This is a genomic window from Nocardioides currus (assembly GCF_003057875.1).
Classification (GTDB): Bacteria; Actinomycetota; Actinomycetes; order Propionibacteriales; family Nocardioidaceae; genus Nocardioides; species Nocardioides currus.
This window is the reverse complement of sequence record NZ_PYXZ01000008.1, coordinates 76,776-91,206: the sequence shown is the minus strand read 5'-3', so window position 1 is coordinate 91,206 and position 14,431 is coordinate 76,776. Positions and strand designations below refer to the sequence as shown.

The window sequence follows — 14,431 nt, the reverse complement described above, 5'->3', positions numbered from 1 at the left end:
CGGTCACTGTAGGGGCAGCACCTTGCCGGGGTTCATCAGTCCGGCGGGGTCGAGCGCGGCCTTCACCGCACGCATCAGGTCGACCTCGACGTCGCTCTTGTACGCCGCCGCGGCCGCCGCCTTCCCGGAGCCGAGACCGTGCTCGGCGCTGATCGAGCCGTCCAGCGCGGCCGTGGTGTCGTGCACGATCCGGGACAGCTCGACGGCATGGACCAGGAAGTCCTCCGGCTCGAGCGAGGGCGGCCGGCTCAGGTTGTAGTGCAGGTTGCCGTCGCCGACGTGGCCGTAGACGATCGGGCGGATCCCCGGCAGCGCCTCCTCGAGGGCCGGCCCGAGCCGCGCCACCAGGTCGTCGAGCGAGCTGATCGGGACCGAGACGTCGTGCTTGACGGTCGGCCCGAGCGACTCCTGCGCCTCGGACACCCGCTCGCGCAGGGCCCACAGCCCGGCGCGCTGCGCGGGCGAGCCCGCGATCGCGGCGTCGAGGACGAGATCCTTCTCGACCGCGTCACCCAGGGCGCGCTCGAGGTCAGCGTCCACGTCCGCTCCGGCGGGGCCGGCCAGCTCGACCAGGCCGAACCACTCGGCGGTGCTGTCGAGGGGGTTGGTCACGCCGGCGGCCAGCACCAGCTCGAGTGCCGGTCGCGAGACCAGCTCCCACGTGGTGAGCCGGTCGGCGGCGTGGTCGCGCAGCAGCGGGAGCAGCGTGGCCGCCGCTGCGACGGAGGGCAGCGCGACCCAGGCGGTGGCGCGCGCCGGGGTCGCGGGCTGCAGCGTCAGGACGGCGGCGGTGACGACGCCGAGCGTGCCCTCGGCTCCGATGAAGAGCTGGGTCAGGTCGTAGCCGGTGTTGTCCTTGCGCAGCGAGCGCAGCCCGTCCCACACGCGTCCGTCGGGCAGCACCACCTCGAGCCCGAGGACCTGGCTGCGCATCATCCCGTAGCGCAGCACGGCGGTGCCGCCGGCGTTGGTGGCGATCGTGCCGCCGACCGTGCAGCTGCCCTCCGAGCCGAGGGAGACCGGGAAGAGCCGGCCCGCCTCGGCGGCCGCCTCCTGCACCTCCGCGAGCACCACGCCCGCCTCGACGGTGATGGTGCCGCCCTCGGCGTCGACCTCGCGCACCCGCCTCATCCGGCCCAGCGACAGCACGAGCTGGGATCCGTCGTCCGTCGGCACCGCGCCTCCGCACATGCCGGTGTTGCCACCCTGCGGCACAATCGCCACCCCCGCGTCGTTGGCGAGCCGGACGGCCGCGGCGACCTCGTCGGTCGAGCCCGGCCTCAGCACCGCGAGCGGCGTCCCGCGGTAGGCGCCGCGCCAGTCGACGGCGTACGCCGCGGTGTTGGCCTCCGCCGTCAGGACGTGCTCGTCGCCGAGGGCGGCACGGAGGTCGGTGAGCAGGTCGGGCATGGAGACATCCTCCACCTCGGCGAGGATGGCGGCGTGAGCCAGTCGCCTGTCGTCCGTGTCGGCCCCCTGATGCCCTTCCTGGAGACGGAGCTCGAGCGTGCGTACGCCGCCCCGTCGCTCGCCGACGTCGGCTCGCCGGCCGCGGGGTTCACGGTCGCGGTTGCCGGTGGCGGGACGGTGGTCGGCGCCGCGGAGCTGGACGCCCTCCCGGGCCTGCGGGCGATCGCGAACTTCGGCGTCGGCTACGACAACATCGACGTCGAGGAGGCGACCCGGCGCGGGGTGGTCGTCTCCAACACCCCCGACGTGCTGACCGACGCGGTGGCCGACCTGAGCGTGCTGCTCGTCCTCGACGTGCTGCGGCAGGGCAGCGCCGCCGACCGGTTCGTACGCCGCGGGGAGTGGGCCGCGGGGAAGCGCTACCCGCTCACCCGTGAGGTGCGCGGGTCGGTGGTCGGCATCCTCGGCCTCGGTCGGATCGGCGAGGCCGTCGCCGAGCGGCTCGTGCCCTTCGGCGCGGAGATCGCCTACCACTCGCGCAGCGCCAAGGACGTGGCGTGGGCCTACCACGAGAGCACCGTGGCCCTCGCCGAGGCGAGCGACGTGCTCGTGGTGCTGACCCCCGGCGGTGCGGGCACCGAGCACCTCGTCGACGCGGCCGTGCTCGACGCGCTCGGACCCGACGGCTTCCTAGTGAACGTCTCCCGCGGGTCCGTCGTCGACGAGGTCGCTCTGGTCGCCGCCCTGGAGGCGGGCCGGATCGCGGGTGCGGGCCTCGACGTCTTCGCCGACGAGCCGCACGTCCCGGCCGCCCTGCTCGATCGCGACGACGTGGTGCTGCTGCCGCACGTCGGCAGCGCGACCGACCAGACGCGCGAGGCGATGGCGCGGCTGGTGCTCGACAACGTCGCCGCCTTCCTGGAGCGCGGTGAGCTGGTCACACCGGTGAACTGACTCGCGGGTTTGACCCCTCAGGCGGTGATCGCGGCGCCGTCCTGCTTCGCCCGCACCAGGCGGTCGCGCAGCCGCACCAGCTCGGCCACCGCGTCGTGGAAGCGCAGCGTGCTGTCGCCGACCTGGAGGTCGTCGAAGTAGAAGTGCCGCATGGCGAGCCGGTCGAGGTGGTGCTCGTCGTGGTGCAGCCGCGAGCCCAGGAGCGCGGCGAGGTCGGCGACGTCGGACTCGTCGACCACGTCGGCGCAGTGGCCGACCGGCACCTCGTCGCGGAACCGCTCGCGGTCCTGGTGGCGGTCGGTGATGATGATCGGCTTGTCGGTGCACAGGTAGAGCCAGTCGAGGCCCACCGAGGACACGTCGGTCACCATCGCGTCGCAGTCGGGCATGACGGCCAGGATGTTGCCGGTGAGCACGGTCGTGTGGCCGGCGTCGGGCTCGCGGGCCGCGGCGGCCTCGACGAGGTCGAGGATCGCGAGGTGCCCGGACCGGATCGCGGGGGCGAGGCTGGTCACCACCTTCGGGTGCGGCTTGTAGACGACGCGGACGTCGTCGACCTCGAGGATGCGGCGGACCACCTCCGGGCCGATCGTGTCGACCGAGGTGTAGTCGTTGTAGTCCGCGTCGCCCTCCCACGTCGGGGCGTAGAGGACCGTGCGCCGCGGGCTGGGCGCGAGCAGGGGAGCGGGGCGCAGGTCCAGCTGCGGACGCCCGATGCGCACCAGCCGGCCCGCGTCGAACTCCAGCAGCGTGTCGAGGTGGCGCTTCACCGCAGCCTCGCCGGCGACGAACACCCGGTCGTAGGCCTTGGCGTTGTTGCTCGCCATGCTCTGCTTGTCGCTCTCGCCGTGGTTGATGTGCACGTGCAGCATCGACGCGTCGACGAGCGACTGGAAGTTGAGCGGCGAGTTGTTGCAGTAGAGGACGACCTTGGCGTCGAGGGCGGCGTACAGCTCGGTGAGCTCGGCGAACGACGGCGCCAGCAGGATCGGCAGGCTCGTACGCCGCGCCAGCAGGTCGGCGACGGCCGGCTCGCGGACCACGATCGCCACCGGGTGGGCGGCATGGAGTCCCTCGAGGACCTCGAGCCACTGGCCGATCTGGTAGCTGCGCGAGGGGTCGTCGGCGTAGTAGGCGAGGACCTGGGCGTCGTTCACGAACGAATTCTAGTGAGCGATGTGCAACCGTGGGGTCATGTCCCGCACGATCGACGCCGACTACCTCGTCGTGGGTGCCGGCGCGACCGGGATGGCCTTCGTCGACGCGCTCGTCGACCACTCCGACGCGCGGGTCGTCATCGTCGATCGGCGCCGGGGCCCGGGCGGCCACTGGCTCGAGGCCTACCCCTTCGTCCGGCTGCACCAGTCGTCGGCGTTCTACGGGGTCGCGTCGACGCTGCTCGGTGGCGGCCGGCTGCAGGACAGCGGCCCCGAGGCCGGCCTCCAGGAGCGGGCGAGCCAGACGGAGATCACCGACTACTACGCACGCGTGCTCGAGCGACTGCGGGCGACCGGACGCGTCGACTTCCTGCCCGGCACCGACGTCGGGAGCCTGGAGGTCCCCACGTCGTGCCGGGTCGTCAACGCCCACCACCTCGCGCCGACGATCCCCGCCGAGACGCCGCCGCCGTTCCTCGTCGAGCCCGGCGCCCGCGTGGTCGCGGTCAACGAGCTCGCCCGGCTGGAGGAGCTGCCGGCGTCGTACGTCGTCGTGGGCTCCGGCAAGACCGCGACCGACGCCTGCGTGTGGCTCCTCGAGCACGGCGTCGACCCCGGCGCGATCTGCTGGGTGCGTCCGCGCGAGCCGTGGATGCTCAACCGGGCGGTCGTCCAGCCCGACCCCGCGATCTTCCTGGGCATGGCCGCCGACGTCATGCAGGCCGGCGCCGCCGCGACCACGCTCGACGACTTCTTCCTGCGGATGGAGGAGGGCGGCGTGATGCTGCGCATCGACCGCGACCGGCTGCCGACGATGGCCAAGGCGCCCACGCTCGCCCGGTGGGAGCTCGACCGGCTGCGCACGATCGAGGACGTCGTACGCCGCGGACACATCAGGTCCGTCGACGCCGGCCGCCTCCACTTCGACGACGGCACGGTCGAGGTGGCCCGCGACGCCCTCGTCGTGCACTGCGCGGCCGACGGGCTGCGGCAGCCGCCGCTCGTCCCGGTCTGGCGCCCGGAGGACATCACGCTGCAGCCGGTCCGGGCCGGGTTCCCGTGCTTCGGTGCGGCCCTGACGGGCTACGTCGAGGCCACGCGCACCGACGACGCCGAGAAGAACCGGCTCTGCCCGCCGTCCAACTACGGCAACTCGCTGGCCGACTGGGCGGCCATGACGGTGCGCGGTGCCCGCGCCACGGCGACGTTCTCGGCCGAGCCGGACATCAAGGAGTGGGCGGACGGGGTCGCGCTGAACCCGGCCCGCGTCCCGGCCGGGCACCCGCCGTCGGCCGCCCTCGACGACGCCCGCGCCAGGCTCGCCGAGCACGGCGGGCCGGGCACGGCCAACCTGGCCGCGCTCGGCGGTCTCTGAGCCTTCAGGCGCTGTGCTTGCCCGACCCGTCGGAGCCCGGCTCGCTCGACAGGTCGACGAACTCGTGGCACAGGGTGCGCACGTCGTCGGGGGTCGGGGTCGTGCCGACGGCGATGACCTGGATGCCCGAGTAGTTCAGCCGCTGGACCAGTGGGTGCAACGAGACGAGGTCGCCGACGATGACCACGACGTCGACGGCCGACTCGCGGGCCAGGTCGACCGCGTCGATGGTCAGCGCGACGAGCGCGCGCTGGTCGTGGGCCTCGCCGAAGTGGTGATAGGGCTGGATCCCGTGCTGCTGCAGCGGCGTCGGCCACCACGCCCGGGAGATCGCCGACGTGAAGTCGCCGTACGCCCGGCAGACGCTGACCGTGCCCTGGTCGACCAGGGCGGCGAAGAGCGCGTCGGCTGACGAGGCGGCGGTCGTCGCGACGTCGATGAGGACTGCGAGACGGCGGGTGGGGTGCGGCAGGATCTGGCGACGCCGCCGCGGCAGCGCCGGGGTCGCGACGGTGACGGGCACGACGCCGCTGAGCGGGTCCTCGCGCGGGGGCGTCCACTTCGGCACCAGCGGCGAGTCGTCGCCGGGCGGCCTGCCCTGGCGCTCGACGGTCTCCGACGTCGTCAGCCACTCGCGCACGAGCGCGCTCAGCGAGACGTCCTTGTCGCCCTTGGACAGGGCGGCGAGGTCGTTCTTCGAGACCATCGGTCTCGGCAGCACGGGCGCCGCCTTCGGTCGTTGACCAGAGCTCATGGCTTTCACGCATCTCCCCAGATGAGTTCCTACACGCTCGAGGATGGTGGGCAACGAGCGTCGATGAGGGGGAAACGGGTCGGACTTGACCATGCGGTCTGGACCACCGGGCGATCTGGTGATGAGGTGTCCGGGGGAATGGAGCGGTCTTGCTGCGCCGGGGGGCGCAATTGTGGTGCGCTTGTCCCAGCGAATGGGGGCACTCGGGTGTTTTCGCGGTGAGGGGAGAACGTGGACGAGGACGAAGCGGGGTCGACAGGGGGCTCCAGCACGTGGTCGGACGCCTCCACGAGGGCGTCCTTGCAGGTGCTCGCCGAGGGGGCGGCCGCGCTGGCCGGCTTCGGCGAGGCCGCCGTCAGCGTGCGCCAGGGTGACTTCTTGGAGGTCGTCGCGACGTACGGCGACGGCACCTCCGCCATGATCGGGACCCAGATCTCGCTCGACGTCCTCCAGGGCGAGCTCGACAAGTCCGAGCAGTGGGGTGTCCTCCACTTCGTCCCGGGCGAGCGCGTCGGCGACGAGATGCTCGCCTACAGCCACATCGCCCACCACGAGGTCCCGGACGCGCCCGACGCCTGGGACCCGCTGGACCTCCTCATCTCGCCCCTCCTCGACGATGCGGGTGAGATCCGCGGGCTGCTCGCCGTGGACTCGCCGGTCAACGGGCTGCGACCCGGGGCCGCCCAGCAGGCCGCCCTCACCAGCTATGCCGGGGTCGCCCGCACCCAGGTGCTGCTGGCCCTCGAGCGCGAGGAGCTCCAGACCAGCGTCCGGCTCTCGGCCGAGGTGCGCGAGGTCGTCCGCGCGGCCCTGGGCGAGGACTCGCTCGACAAGGTCGTCGAGGCCAGCCGGACGGTCGTGGCCGAGTGCTTCGACGCGGTCGGCATGTGGCTGTCGGCGTTCGACCCCGGCGGCGGTGCGGCCAGCGCCTGGTGGTCGCACTACGGCTACGAGCTGCCGATGCTCGACGAGCTCGACGAGCTCGCGGTCCGGCTCGCCCACCTCTTCTGGGAGCGCCAGGAGGTCGTCCAGCTCACTCGCGAGCAGCCCGACCACCCCGGTCTCGCGCCGGCCGACGTCGCGCTGGTGTCGGAGTTCCTGGACCGGATGCGGCTCGGCTCGGCGCTCTTCGTCCCACTCGGCGCGGGGCCCGAGTGCCTCGGCTACCTCGCGCTGACCCGGGTGGTCGGCATGGCAGCGTGGAGCGAGATGGAACGTGCGGCCGCCCTCGACATCGCCCACGACCTCGGCCGCGCCATCGCCAACGCCCGTCAGCTCGAGCAGCAGCGTGGGCTGGTCGACCGCTTGCGCGAGCTCGACCGCTACCGCACCGAGCTGATGAACACCGTCGCCCACGAGCTGCGCAGCCCGCTGGCCTCGGTGTCGGGCTACCTCGAGCTGATCGAGGAGGAGGACCTGTCGGTCGACGTACGCCGCTCGGTCGAGGCCGCGACCCGCGGCGCCGGCCGGCTCGAGGCCGTGGTCGAGGACCTGCTCGCCGTCGCCCACGTCTCCGACCCCGACGCCGAGTTCGACCCGGTGCCGGTCGACCTGCGCGAGGTCATCGCCGCCGTGGTGGACGAGTGCTGCCACGTCGCCTCGACCCGGTCGATCGCGCTGTCGATCGACGACGCGACCGACGCCCTGGTCGTGCAGGGGCAGGCGGAGGACCTGCACCGGCTCTTCGCCAACCTGGTGAGCAACGCCGTGAAGTACTCCCACGAGGACTCGTCGGTGCGGGTGGTGCTGTCCCGCCACGAGCAGGACGCCGTGGTCGAGGTGGTCGACCAGGGGCTCGGGATCTCGGAGGAGGACCAGCACCAGCTGTTCAAGGAGTTCTTCCGGTCCAACAACCCCGAGGCGCGGTCGCGACCCGGCACCGGTCTCGGGCTGGTGATCGTGGACCGGCTCGTGCGCCGCCACGCCGGCGTGCTGTCGCTGACGTCCGCGCTCGGCCACGGCACGACCGTCACGGTCCGCCTGCCGGCGGCCAGCTAGCCGATCGCCGCGTAGCCCTCGCGGTAGCTCGGCCTCGTCGGCGCCCAGCCCGTCGCTCGCAACCGGGCGTTGGACAGCCGCTTGCCGTGGCCCTGCTCCGGGTCGGACGTGGGTGGTCGCGGACCGCCGATGCGGTCGGCGATGAAGGCCGCCACGTCGCCCAGCTGTGCGGGCTCGTCGTCGGTCCCGAGGTAGAGCCGCTCGGGCTGCGCAGGCATCGTCAGCAGGTGCACGACGGCGGTGGCCGCGTCCTCGCGGTGGATGCGGTTCGTCCAGCGGTGCGGGTCCTCGACCCGCCCCTCGCGGACCTGGTCGAGGAGCCGCGTGCTGCTCCCGCCGTACAAACCGCTCAGGCGCAGGACCGTGCCGTGCGGCAGGCGCTCGTGGAAGACCTGCTCGGCCTCGACGAGCATGCGGCCGGGGCCGTCCGTCGGGCTGGTTGCCGCGTCCTCGTCCTCGAGGGCGGGTCGCTCCGTGCTGCCGTGGACGGCGGTGGAGGAGACGAGCACGGCGCGCTCGGGTGACGTCGCCAGGGCGTCGAGGGCGCGGCGCATCCCGTCGACGTACGTCGCCCGGTAGCTCTCCTCGGTCCGCGGGCGCGCGGTGAGCGCGACGACGACGAACCGTGGTTCGAACCCGGCGAGGTCGGGTGCCTGCTTGGTCAGGTCGACGGCCTGACCGCGCAGGGGAGGCGGGACCTGTGCCGCGTTGCGCCGCAGCGCCAGCACGTCGTGTCCCTGCCCGGCCAGCCGCAGGCCGACCGCCGCGCCGAGGTCGCCGCAGCCGACCAGGAGGACGCTCATCCTCGTCACCCGCCGAGCAGGGCGGCGACGACCTTGTCGAGGCGTCGCTGCCGGGTCTCGTCGGTCTTCGCGTCCGCCACTGACAGGACGTGCGCCTTCTGCTTGCTCGGCGAGAGGGCCTGCCAGGCCGCCGCTGCCCCCTCGTCGGCGTCCAGCAGGGACTGCAGCTCGGTCGGGACCTCGACCGTGCGCGGTGCGTCGTCGACCTCCAGGCGCACCTCGACCTCGTCACCGGCCGCTCTCCCGGTGGCCGCGCGCGTCGCCGCGTTGAACGAGATCATCGAGCGCCCGCCCATCGAGCCGGTGGTGGTGCGGTAGGTGAAGTCGCCGTCGATCGTCACGACCACCGGCACGCGCTTGCCGCGGCCGAGGCCCGCCAGCACCTCGTCCGGGACGACGATCCCGACGTTGTTGCCGCCCGTCGCCTCCAGGGTCGTGCGGAACGTCTGGTGGTCCATGGCTGCCTTCCGGTCGTCGGTCATGTCGTCGACTCCAGCGGGTCCGCCGGGAGATCGGCCGGGTCGACGACGGAGGGGTCGAGGAACTGGTGGGCGTCGCCCATGAAGGTGTGCACGAAGCCGCAGCGCAGGCAGATCACGCCGTCCGCCGATCGGTTGAGCCACTCGAGGTCGAGAAAGGTCATCCTGGTCGTGGTCATCTTGATCTCGCGGCTCGCGAACCGCAGCCCCCCGCAGACGTGGCAGGCCAGGAAGGACTGGGTGGGCTTCACGAACACGTGCACGGATGGGGCCTCCGATCAGACGGGATCCGAGCCTAGAGCCCCGCGATTCGCGCTCGTTCTCCACAGGCCCAGACTGCTCGTTGTGTCGAACGTGCGTTCGATCGAGAATGGAGGCATGGCCGCAGCTCTCACCTACACCGACTCCCCGGCGACGCCGGCGATCGATGAGCTGAGCGCGACCTGCTGGAGATGGCGACGGCCCGTCGTCGCTTACGCCGCCTGGCCGAGGTCGACGAGATGCTGCTGGCCGCCCAGTGGGCAGCCGTCCACGGCGAGCCCCGCGACGATCGCGACCCGATGATCCACCCGGGCGGCGACGGCACTCCAGAGCTGCGGGAGTACGCGCTGGCCGAGCTGGCGATGGCGCAGGAGACGCACGCGATGACCGCTCGGTCCTTGATCGCCGACACCCTCGACCTGATGCACCGGCTCCCTCGTACGTGGGCGGTCGTGGCGGCCGGGAAGTGCGAGCCTTGGGTGGCACGGAGGGTGGCCGTCATCTCGCGACCTCTGCTGGCCGGTCCGGTCGACCTGGTCGATCGGGCGGTGTCGCGCGCGATTGCCGGGCATGCGCCCTCGACGGTGCTGGAGCTGGCGCGCGCCAAGGTCATCGAGGCCGATCCGGAGACGCACGCCGCCGAGCGCGATCGGATCCGCCACGAGCGCTACGTCCGGCTGTCGCGGTCCGACGAGTTCGGCTATCGCCACGTCATCGCCCGCGTGACGGCTGGCGATGCGGCGTGGGTCGACGCGACGGTCGAGCGGGTGGCGGAGATCCTCGCGTCGACCCATGGTCACGACCACAACCACGACGAGCTCCGCTCGATCGCGATGGGCTGGCTGGCGCGGCCGGTCGACCTCCTCAAGCTCCTGCTCGACCATGCCCAGACCGACGCATCCGCCGAGCCCGAACAGCCGGCCTGGGCTCCGGACCACCTGGCCGACACCGTCGAGCGCCTGTGCGCCCTGCCGACTCGCAAGCTCGCTGCGCTGCGGGGTCGTGGCCACCTCTTCGTCCACGTCACCGACGCGGCGCTGCGATCCGGCACCGGCGTCGCGCGGGTCGAGGGCGTCGGCCCGGTGATGGTCGAACAGCTCGCCGAGCTGCTCGGTCATGCCGACGTGACCCTGCAGCCCGTCCTCGACCTGGCGGCCCGGCCCCGTTCGGACGCCTACGAGCACCCGGAGCCCGTGAAGGACCACGTGTGGGTCCAGGCCGGGGGCGACGTGTTCCCCTTCAGTCCGCGCAGCGCCACCCGCGGGCAGGTGGACTTCGACCACTCATCGCCGTACGACCCTGCCGGCCCGCCGGGCCAGACCGGCCCGCACAACAGCGGTCCCCTCCGACGTCGACACCATCGGTGGAAGACGCACGGCCGCTACCGGTGCCGCACCGCCGGCCCGGGTCGACACCTGTGGCAGACGCCCAACGGCCTCTGCTTCCTCGTCGACCGCTCCGGCACGCGACGGCTCGACGACGACGAGGCCGAGCTGATGCTCAGCGCGCCCGAGGGTGTCGAGATCCATCCCGACCCGGGACGATGGGCGCATGGGTAGGCGCAACGTCCTCGTCGAGGGCGTCTCCGGCACGGGCAAGACCGCGGTGTGCCACGAGCTGGGGCGGCGAGGGTTCCGCGCGGTCAACGGAGACCGCGAGCTCGCCTATCAGGGCGATCCGGCCACGGGTGAGCCGACCGACACGGCGTCGCACGAGCACCACGTCTGGGACGTGGCACGGGTTCGAGCGCTGGTCGCCGACGACCGTGAGCCGGTGACCTTCTTCTGCGGCGGGTCGCGCAACTTCGCCCAGTTCATCGACCTGTTCGACGACGTCGTCGTCCTCGACGTGGACCGGGAGACGCTCGGCCGGCGCCTCGACCTGCGCGGATCGGACGAGTGGGGCTCGAGCCCGTCCGAACGTGCGCTGGTCCTGCGCCTCCACCAGACCAGGGAGGACATCCCGAGGAACGGCACCGTCGTCGACGCCACCCGCCCGTTGTCAGACGTGGTCGACGAGATCCTCGCCCTGACCATGCCCGCGACGCATCACCGGATACAAAAACGGGCTCGGACAGACATCAATCGCGGCTCCGGGCGTGACGGTCATCTCCCCGCCACGACCGAAGGACGACAGTGACCGAGTACAGCCCGACCGACCTGACCGCCGAGAGGCCAGCCAGCCTGGGCTCGTCGAGCATGTCAGCGCCGTCTGCCGGGCCAACGCCGTGCTCAACGACGTCTCGGTCGCCCACCCTCGCCGAACGCAACCCCACGATCATCGGCTTCAAGAACGGCGTCGGCGCCGAGGCTCACGCGCTCTACCTCGAGCACGGGCTCGGCGCCCGTGACGACGCGGCCGCGATGCAGTTCCTGGTGCCGGACTGGACGTTCGACCCCAAGCGCCCCTGCCTCGTGCGGTGACGCGGGGAGGCACGCCCAACCACCTCGATGGTGGAATGAGCGCGTGAGCACCCCGAGCGTGGCCCGCCCCCGCCAGACGACCATGGCCGGGGCGATGGTGATGCTCGCCGGCGTCTTCGTCGTGCTCTCCGTGTGGGACGCCGTCTCGCGCCTGCGCTCGATCGAGACGCGCGAGGCGATCGAGGGGTTCCTCGCCGACGCGCCGGGTCGTGACCTGGGCCTGTCGGTCGAGTCGATGATCCAGACCCTCCAGGGCATCGCGACCGTCGCCGCGCTCTGCTCGGTGGCCGCCGTCGCGCTCGGCTGGCGCGTGCTCCAGGGCAGCCGTCAGGCCCGTGTGGTGCTGTCGGTCCTGGCCGTGCCGATCTTCGTCACCGGGCTGGTGGCCGGCGGCTTCATGTCCTCGCTGCTGGCCGTGGCGACCGCGATGCTGTGGCTGTCCCCGTCACGCGAGTGGTTCGCCGGCACGCCACTGCCGGAACCGGTGAAGCCCCTGCCCGCCGGGCTGCCCGCGCAGCCGGTCGCGCGTGGCCTCCCGACCACGGCCGCCCGGCCGACGGCGCCGCAGCCCGTGCGGGTCGCGCTCATCGCCACCGTCGTGGTCGCGGGTGTCGTCTTCGCGATGACGCTCGTCAGCCTGGTGTTCCTCGCCGCGCAGCCCGACGTCGTCCTCGAGGAGCTGCGCAAGCAGAACCCCGACCTCGAGGACCAGGGCATCAGCGAGTCACTGCTCCTCACCACGTCCTACGTCTCCGGCGCGATCGCGCTGGTGTGGTCGGGCGCGGCCGTCGTCCTCGCGGTGCTGATGGCCGGTCGCCGATCCTGGGCCGCGCGCGTGCTGCTGGTCTCGGCCGTCGCGTGCGCGGTGCTCTGCCTCGTCGCGACGTTCGCCTCGCCGGTCGCGCTGGTCCCGGCGGTCGCGGCCCTCATCACCACGAGCTCGCTGCGGCGGCCCGAGACGAGGGCCTGGCTGAACGGCTGAGCTCAACGGCTGAGGTCGGCCGCCGCGAGTCGCTCGACGCCGGCCGCGATGACCTCCGGCTCCTTGCAGAACGCCCAGCGGACCAGGTGTCGACCGGCGTCCTCGTCGTCGTAGAACGGCTGGTGGGGGATGGCGACGACCCCGGCGACCTCGGGCAGCGCCAGGCAGAAGGACATCCCGTCGTCCCAGCCCAGGTGGCTGATGTCGGTGCTGGCGAAGTAGGTCCCCTCGGACGCCCACGCGGTCAGGCCCGCCGTCGCCAGGCCGGCGACGAGCAGGTCGCGCCGGGACTGCAGCGACCGCGCCAGCTCGCGCGGGAAGTCGGGCTCGTGGTCGAGCGCGTGCGCGACCGCCGGCTGCAGCGGTGAGCCGGACGTGAAGGTCAGCCACTGCTTGGCGGCCAGCACGGCACTCACGAGGGCGTGCGGTCCGGTGGCCCAGCCGACCTTCCAGCCGGTGAACGAGTAGCTCTTGCCGGCGCTCGACAGCGTCAGGGTGCGCTCCCACATGCCCGGCAGCGTGGCGAGGGGGACGTGCACGTGGTCGTCGAAGACGAGGTGCTCGTAGACCTCGTCGGTGACCACGACCAGGTCGCGCTCGACGGCGAGGTCGGCGACCGCCTGCAGCTCGTCGCGGGTGAGCACCGTCCCGGTCGGGTTGTGCGGGGTGTTGAGCAGGATGAGCCGGGTCTTCGGGGACACGGCCGCACGCAGCGCGTCGACGTCGAGGCGGAAGTCGGGGGCGCGCAGCGTCACGGGTCGGCGTACGCCGCCGCACATCTCGATCATCGCGAGGTAGGAGTCGTAGTAGGGCTCCAGCACCACCACCTCGTCGCCCGGGTCGACGAGGCCGAGCAGGGCGGCCGCGATCCCCTCGGTGCACCCGGTCGTGACCACGACCTCGCGGTCGGGGTCGAGCTCGATCCCGTAGTGACGCTGCTGGTGTCGTGCGATCGCCTGCCGCAGCGCCGGCACCCCGAGCCCGGGCGCGTACTGGTTGGCCCCGTGCTCGAGCGCCGCGACCGCCGACGCGATCACCGACGGCGGGCCGTCGGCGTCGGGGAAGCCCTGCCCGAGGTTGATCGCGCCGGTCCGCACGGCGAGGGCCGACATCTCCGAGAAGATCGTGGGCGGGACCTGGGCCAGGCGGCGGGCGAGCATGGCCACGACCCTAGTGCGAGACTCCAGCCATGGTCAGGCGGCTCGGGGCGCTCATGGTGGTGGCCGGGCTCGTGCTCGGCGGCTGGGTCGCCTGGCAGGTCTGGGGCACCAACTGGCAGTCGGAGCGGCGACACACCGCGCTCGTCGAGGACGCGACCCGGGTCTGGACCGAGCCCGGAGCGGCCCCCACGATCGAGAGCGAGTACGGCGACGTGTCGGCCGTGGTCCGGATCCCGGCGTTCGGCCAGGACTACGCCGTGCCGCTGCTGGAGGGCACGTCCGACGAGGCGCTCGCGGCCGGCTTCGGGCGGTTCGCCGACTCCGCCCGGCCGGGGGCGCGGGGCAACTTCGCCCTCGCGGCCCACCGCATCACCCACGGAGAGCCGTTGCGCGACATGCCCGGGCTCGACGTCGGCGACGAGGTGGTGGTGGAGACCGCGCGGGCGACGTACACCTATGTCCTGGACACCGCAGGGGACGCGCTCGAGGTGCCCTTCACGGCCGGATGGGTGCTCGCGGCCCTGCCCCGCAACCCCGACGGAGGCGTGCAGCCGAGCCAGGCGGACGGGCAGCGGCTGATCACCCTCACCACCTGCTCGGAGCTGTTCCACACCGACGACCGGCTGGTGGCCTTCGGCCACCTGGTCGAGACGGAGCCCCGCTAGGCTCGCGCGC

The 14,431-nt window shown here is 72.7% G+C and carries 15 protein-coding genes; 8 read left to right on the top strand and 7 right to left on the bottom strand.

Annotated elements, in window-relative coordinates:
• Positions 1–3: 3 nt before the first annotated feature.
• On the bottom strand, positions 4–1,410 hold the full coding sequence (locus tag C7S10_RS17100; RefSeq protein WP_108345655.1) for an FAD-binding oxidoreductase: 1,407 nt from the start codon (positions 1,408–1,410) through the stop codon (positions 4–6).
• Positions 1,411–1,443: 33 nt separating this feature from the next.
• On the opposite strand from C7S10_RS17100, the gene C7S10_RS17095 reads away from it, so the two are divergent.
• Positions 1,444–2,364, top strand: a complete 921-nt coding sequence (locus C7S10_RS17095) for a 2-hydroxyacid dehydrogenase (RefSeq protein WP_243395444.1) — start codon at positions 1,444–1,446, stop codon at positions 2,362–2,364.
• 17 nt (positions 2,365–2,381) lie between these two features.
• Here the strand turns inward: C7S10_RS17095 and C7S10_RS17090 are convergent, their stop codons facing one another.
• Positions 2,382–3,521: a CDP-glycerol glycerophosphotransferase family protein gene (locus tag C7S10_RS17090; RefSeq protein ID WP_108345654.1), complete on the bottom strand. Its 1,140-nt coding sequence runs from the start codon at positions 3,519–3,521 to the stop codon at positions 2,382–2,384.
• 37 nt (positions 3,522–3,558) lie between these two features.
• Here C7S10_RS17090 and C7S10_RS17085 point away from each other — a divergent pair, with 37 nt between their 5' ends.
• Positions 3,559–4,896: an NAD(P)-binding protein gene (locus C7S10_RS17085; protein ID WP_108345653.1), complete on the top strand. Its 1,338-nt coding sequence runs from the start codon at positions 3,559–3,561 to the stop codon at positions 4,894–4,896.
• 4 nt (positions 4,897–4,900) lie between these two features.
• Here the strand turns inward: C7S10_RS17085 and C7S10_RS17080 are convergent, their stop codons facing one another.
• Positions 4,901–5,617: an NYN domain-containing protein gene (locus C7S10_RS17080; RefSeq protein WP_165807205.1), complete on the bottom strand. Its 717-nt coding sequence runs from the start codon at positions 5,615–5,617 to the stop codon at positions 4,901–4,903.
• A gap of 264 nt (positions 5,618–5,881) precedes the next feature.
• Here C7S10_RS17080 and C7S10_RS17075 point away from each other — a divergent pair, with 264 nt between their 5' ends.
• Positions 5,882–7,648 carry a sensor histidine kinase gene (locus tag C7S10_RS17075; protein WP_133176548.1) on the top strand — a complete coding sequence of 589 codons (1,767 nt, stop codon included), beginning with the start codon at positions 5,882–5,884 and terminating at the stop codon, positions 7,646–7,648.
• Here the strand turns inward: C7S10_RS17075 and C7S10_RS17070 are convergent.
• The 3 genes from C7S10_RS17070 to C7S10_RS17060 are packed head-to-tail and all read right to left on the bottom strand — an operon-like array spanning position 7,645 to position 9,193.
• Positions 7,645–8,451 carry an NAD-dependent epimerase/dehydratase family protein gene (locus tag C7S10_RS17070; protein ID WP_108345650.1) on the bottom strand — a complete coding sequence of 269 codons (807 nt, stop codon included), beginning with the start codon at positions 8,449–8,451 and terminating at the stop codon, positions 7,645–7,647. The two genes, C7S10_RS17075 and C7S10_RS17070, sit on opposite strands and share 4 nt — an antisense overlap.
• Before the next feature lie 5 nt (positions 8,452–8,456).
• Entirely contained in the window at positions 8,457–8,933 is a 477-nt protein-coding gene (locus C7S10_RS17065) for a YdeI/OmpD-associated family protein (RefSeq protein WP_207769432.1), read from the bottom strand.
• Positions 8,930–9,193, bottom strand: coding sequence for a hypothetical protein (locus tag C7S10_RS17060; protein ID WP_133176547.1), 264 nt, complete (start codon positions 9,191–9,193; stop codon positions 8,930–8,932). The genes C7S10_RS17065 and C7S10_RS17060 overlap by 4 nt, the downstream gene beginning before the upstream one ends.
• A 189-nt stretch (positions 9,194–9,382) precedes the next feature.
• Here C7S10_RS17060 and C7S10_RS17055 point away from each other — a divergent pair, with 189 nt between their 5' ends.
• From C7S10_RS17055 to C7S10_RS17040, 4 genes are read left to right on the top strand one after another with little or no spacing between them, the layout of a single operon-like run.
• Positions 9,383–10,750, top strand: a complete 1,368-nt coding sequence (locus tag C7S10_RS17055) for a hypothetical protein (protein WP_108345648.1) — start codon at positions 9,383–9,385, stop codon at positions 10,748–10,750.
• A complete protein-coding gene (locus C7S10_RS17050; RefSeq protein ID WP_207769431.1) occupies positions 10,743–11,330 on the top strand; it encodes an AAA family ATPase in 588 nt (195 codons plus the stop codon). The genes C7S10_RS17055 and C7S10_RS17050 overlap by 8 nt, the downstream gene beginning before the upstream one ends.
• The gene (locus tag C7S10_RS22605; protein ID WP_207769450.1) at positions 11,327–11,614 is read left to right on the top strand and encodes a hypothetical protein; all 288 of its coding nucleotides are present in this window, start codon (positions 11,327–11,329) and stop codon (positions 11,612–11,614) included. Before C7S10_RS17050 ends, C7S10_RS22605 begins: the two co-directional genes overlap by 4 nt.
• Before the next feature lie 43 nt (positions 11,615–11,657).
• Positions 11,658–12,596: a hypothetical protein gene (locus C7S10_RS17040; RefSeq protein ID WP_108345647.1), complete on the top strand. Its 939-nt coding sequence runs from the start codon at positions 11,658–11,660 to the stop codon at positions 12,594–12,596.
• 2 nt (positions 12,597–12,598) lie between these two features.
• On the opposite strand, the gene C7S10_RS17035 is transcribed toward C7S10_RS17040, so the two are convergent.
• Positions 12,599–13,756 (bottom strand): pyridoxal phosphate-dependent aminotransferase, encoded by a 1,158-nt coding sequence (locus tag C7S10_RS17035; protein WP_108345763.1) that lies wholly within the window; start codon positions 13,754–13,756, stop codon positions 12,599–12,601.
• Between the two features lie 29 nt (positions 13,757–13,785).
• Here C7S10_RS17035 and C7S10_RS17030 point away from each other — a divergent pair, with 29 nt between their 5' ends.
• A complete protein-coding gene (locus C7S10_RS17030; RefSeq protein WP_108345646.1) occupies positions 13,786–14,421 on the top strand; it encodes a class E sortase in 636 nt (211 codons plus the stop codon).
• The last annotated feature ends 10 nt before the right edge of the window (positions 14,422–14,431 follow it).

What these genes read in the sequence shown, in the direction of transcription:
- C7S10_RS17050 (WP_207769431.1), top strand. Translation starts at nt 10,743, where the DNA reads ATGGGTAGGCGCAACGTCCTCGTCGAGGGCGTCTCCGGCACGGGCAAG.
- C7S10_RS17070 (WP_108345650.1), bottom strand. Translation starts at nt 8,451, where the DNA reads ATGAGCGTCCTCCTGGTCGGCTGCGGCGACCTCGGCGCGGCGGTCGGC.
- C7S10_RS17035 (WP_108345763.1), bottom strand. Translation starts at nt 13,756, where the DNA reads ATGCTCGCCCGCCGCCTGGCCCAGGTCCCGCCCACGATCTTCTCGGAG.
- C7S10_RS17065 (WP_207769432.1), bottom strand. Translation starts at nt 8,933, where the DNA reads ATGACCGACGACCGGAAGGCAGCCATGGACCACCAGACGTTCCGCACG.
- C7S10_RS17030 (WP_108345646.1), top strand. Translation starts at nt 13,786, where the DNA reads ATGGTCAGGCGGCTCGGGGCGCTCATGGTGGTGGCCGGGCTCGTGCTC.
- C7S10_RS17055 (WP_108345648.1), top strand. Translation starts at nt 9,383, where the DNA reads ATGGCGACGGCCCGTCGTCGCTTACGCCGCCTGGCCGAGGTCGACGAG.
- C7S10_RS17085 (WP_108345653.1), top strand. Translation starts at nt 3,559, where the DNA reads ATGTCCCGCACGATCGACGCCGACTACCTCGTCGTGGGTGCCGGCGCG.
- C7S10_RS17100 (WP_108345655.1), bottom strand. Translation starts at nt 1,410, where the DNA reads ATGCCCGACCTGCTCACCGACCTCCGTGCCGCCCTCGGCGACGAGCAC.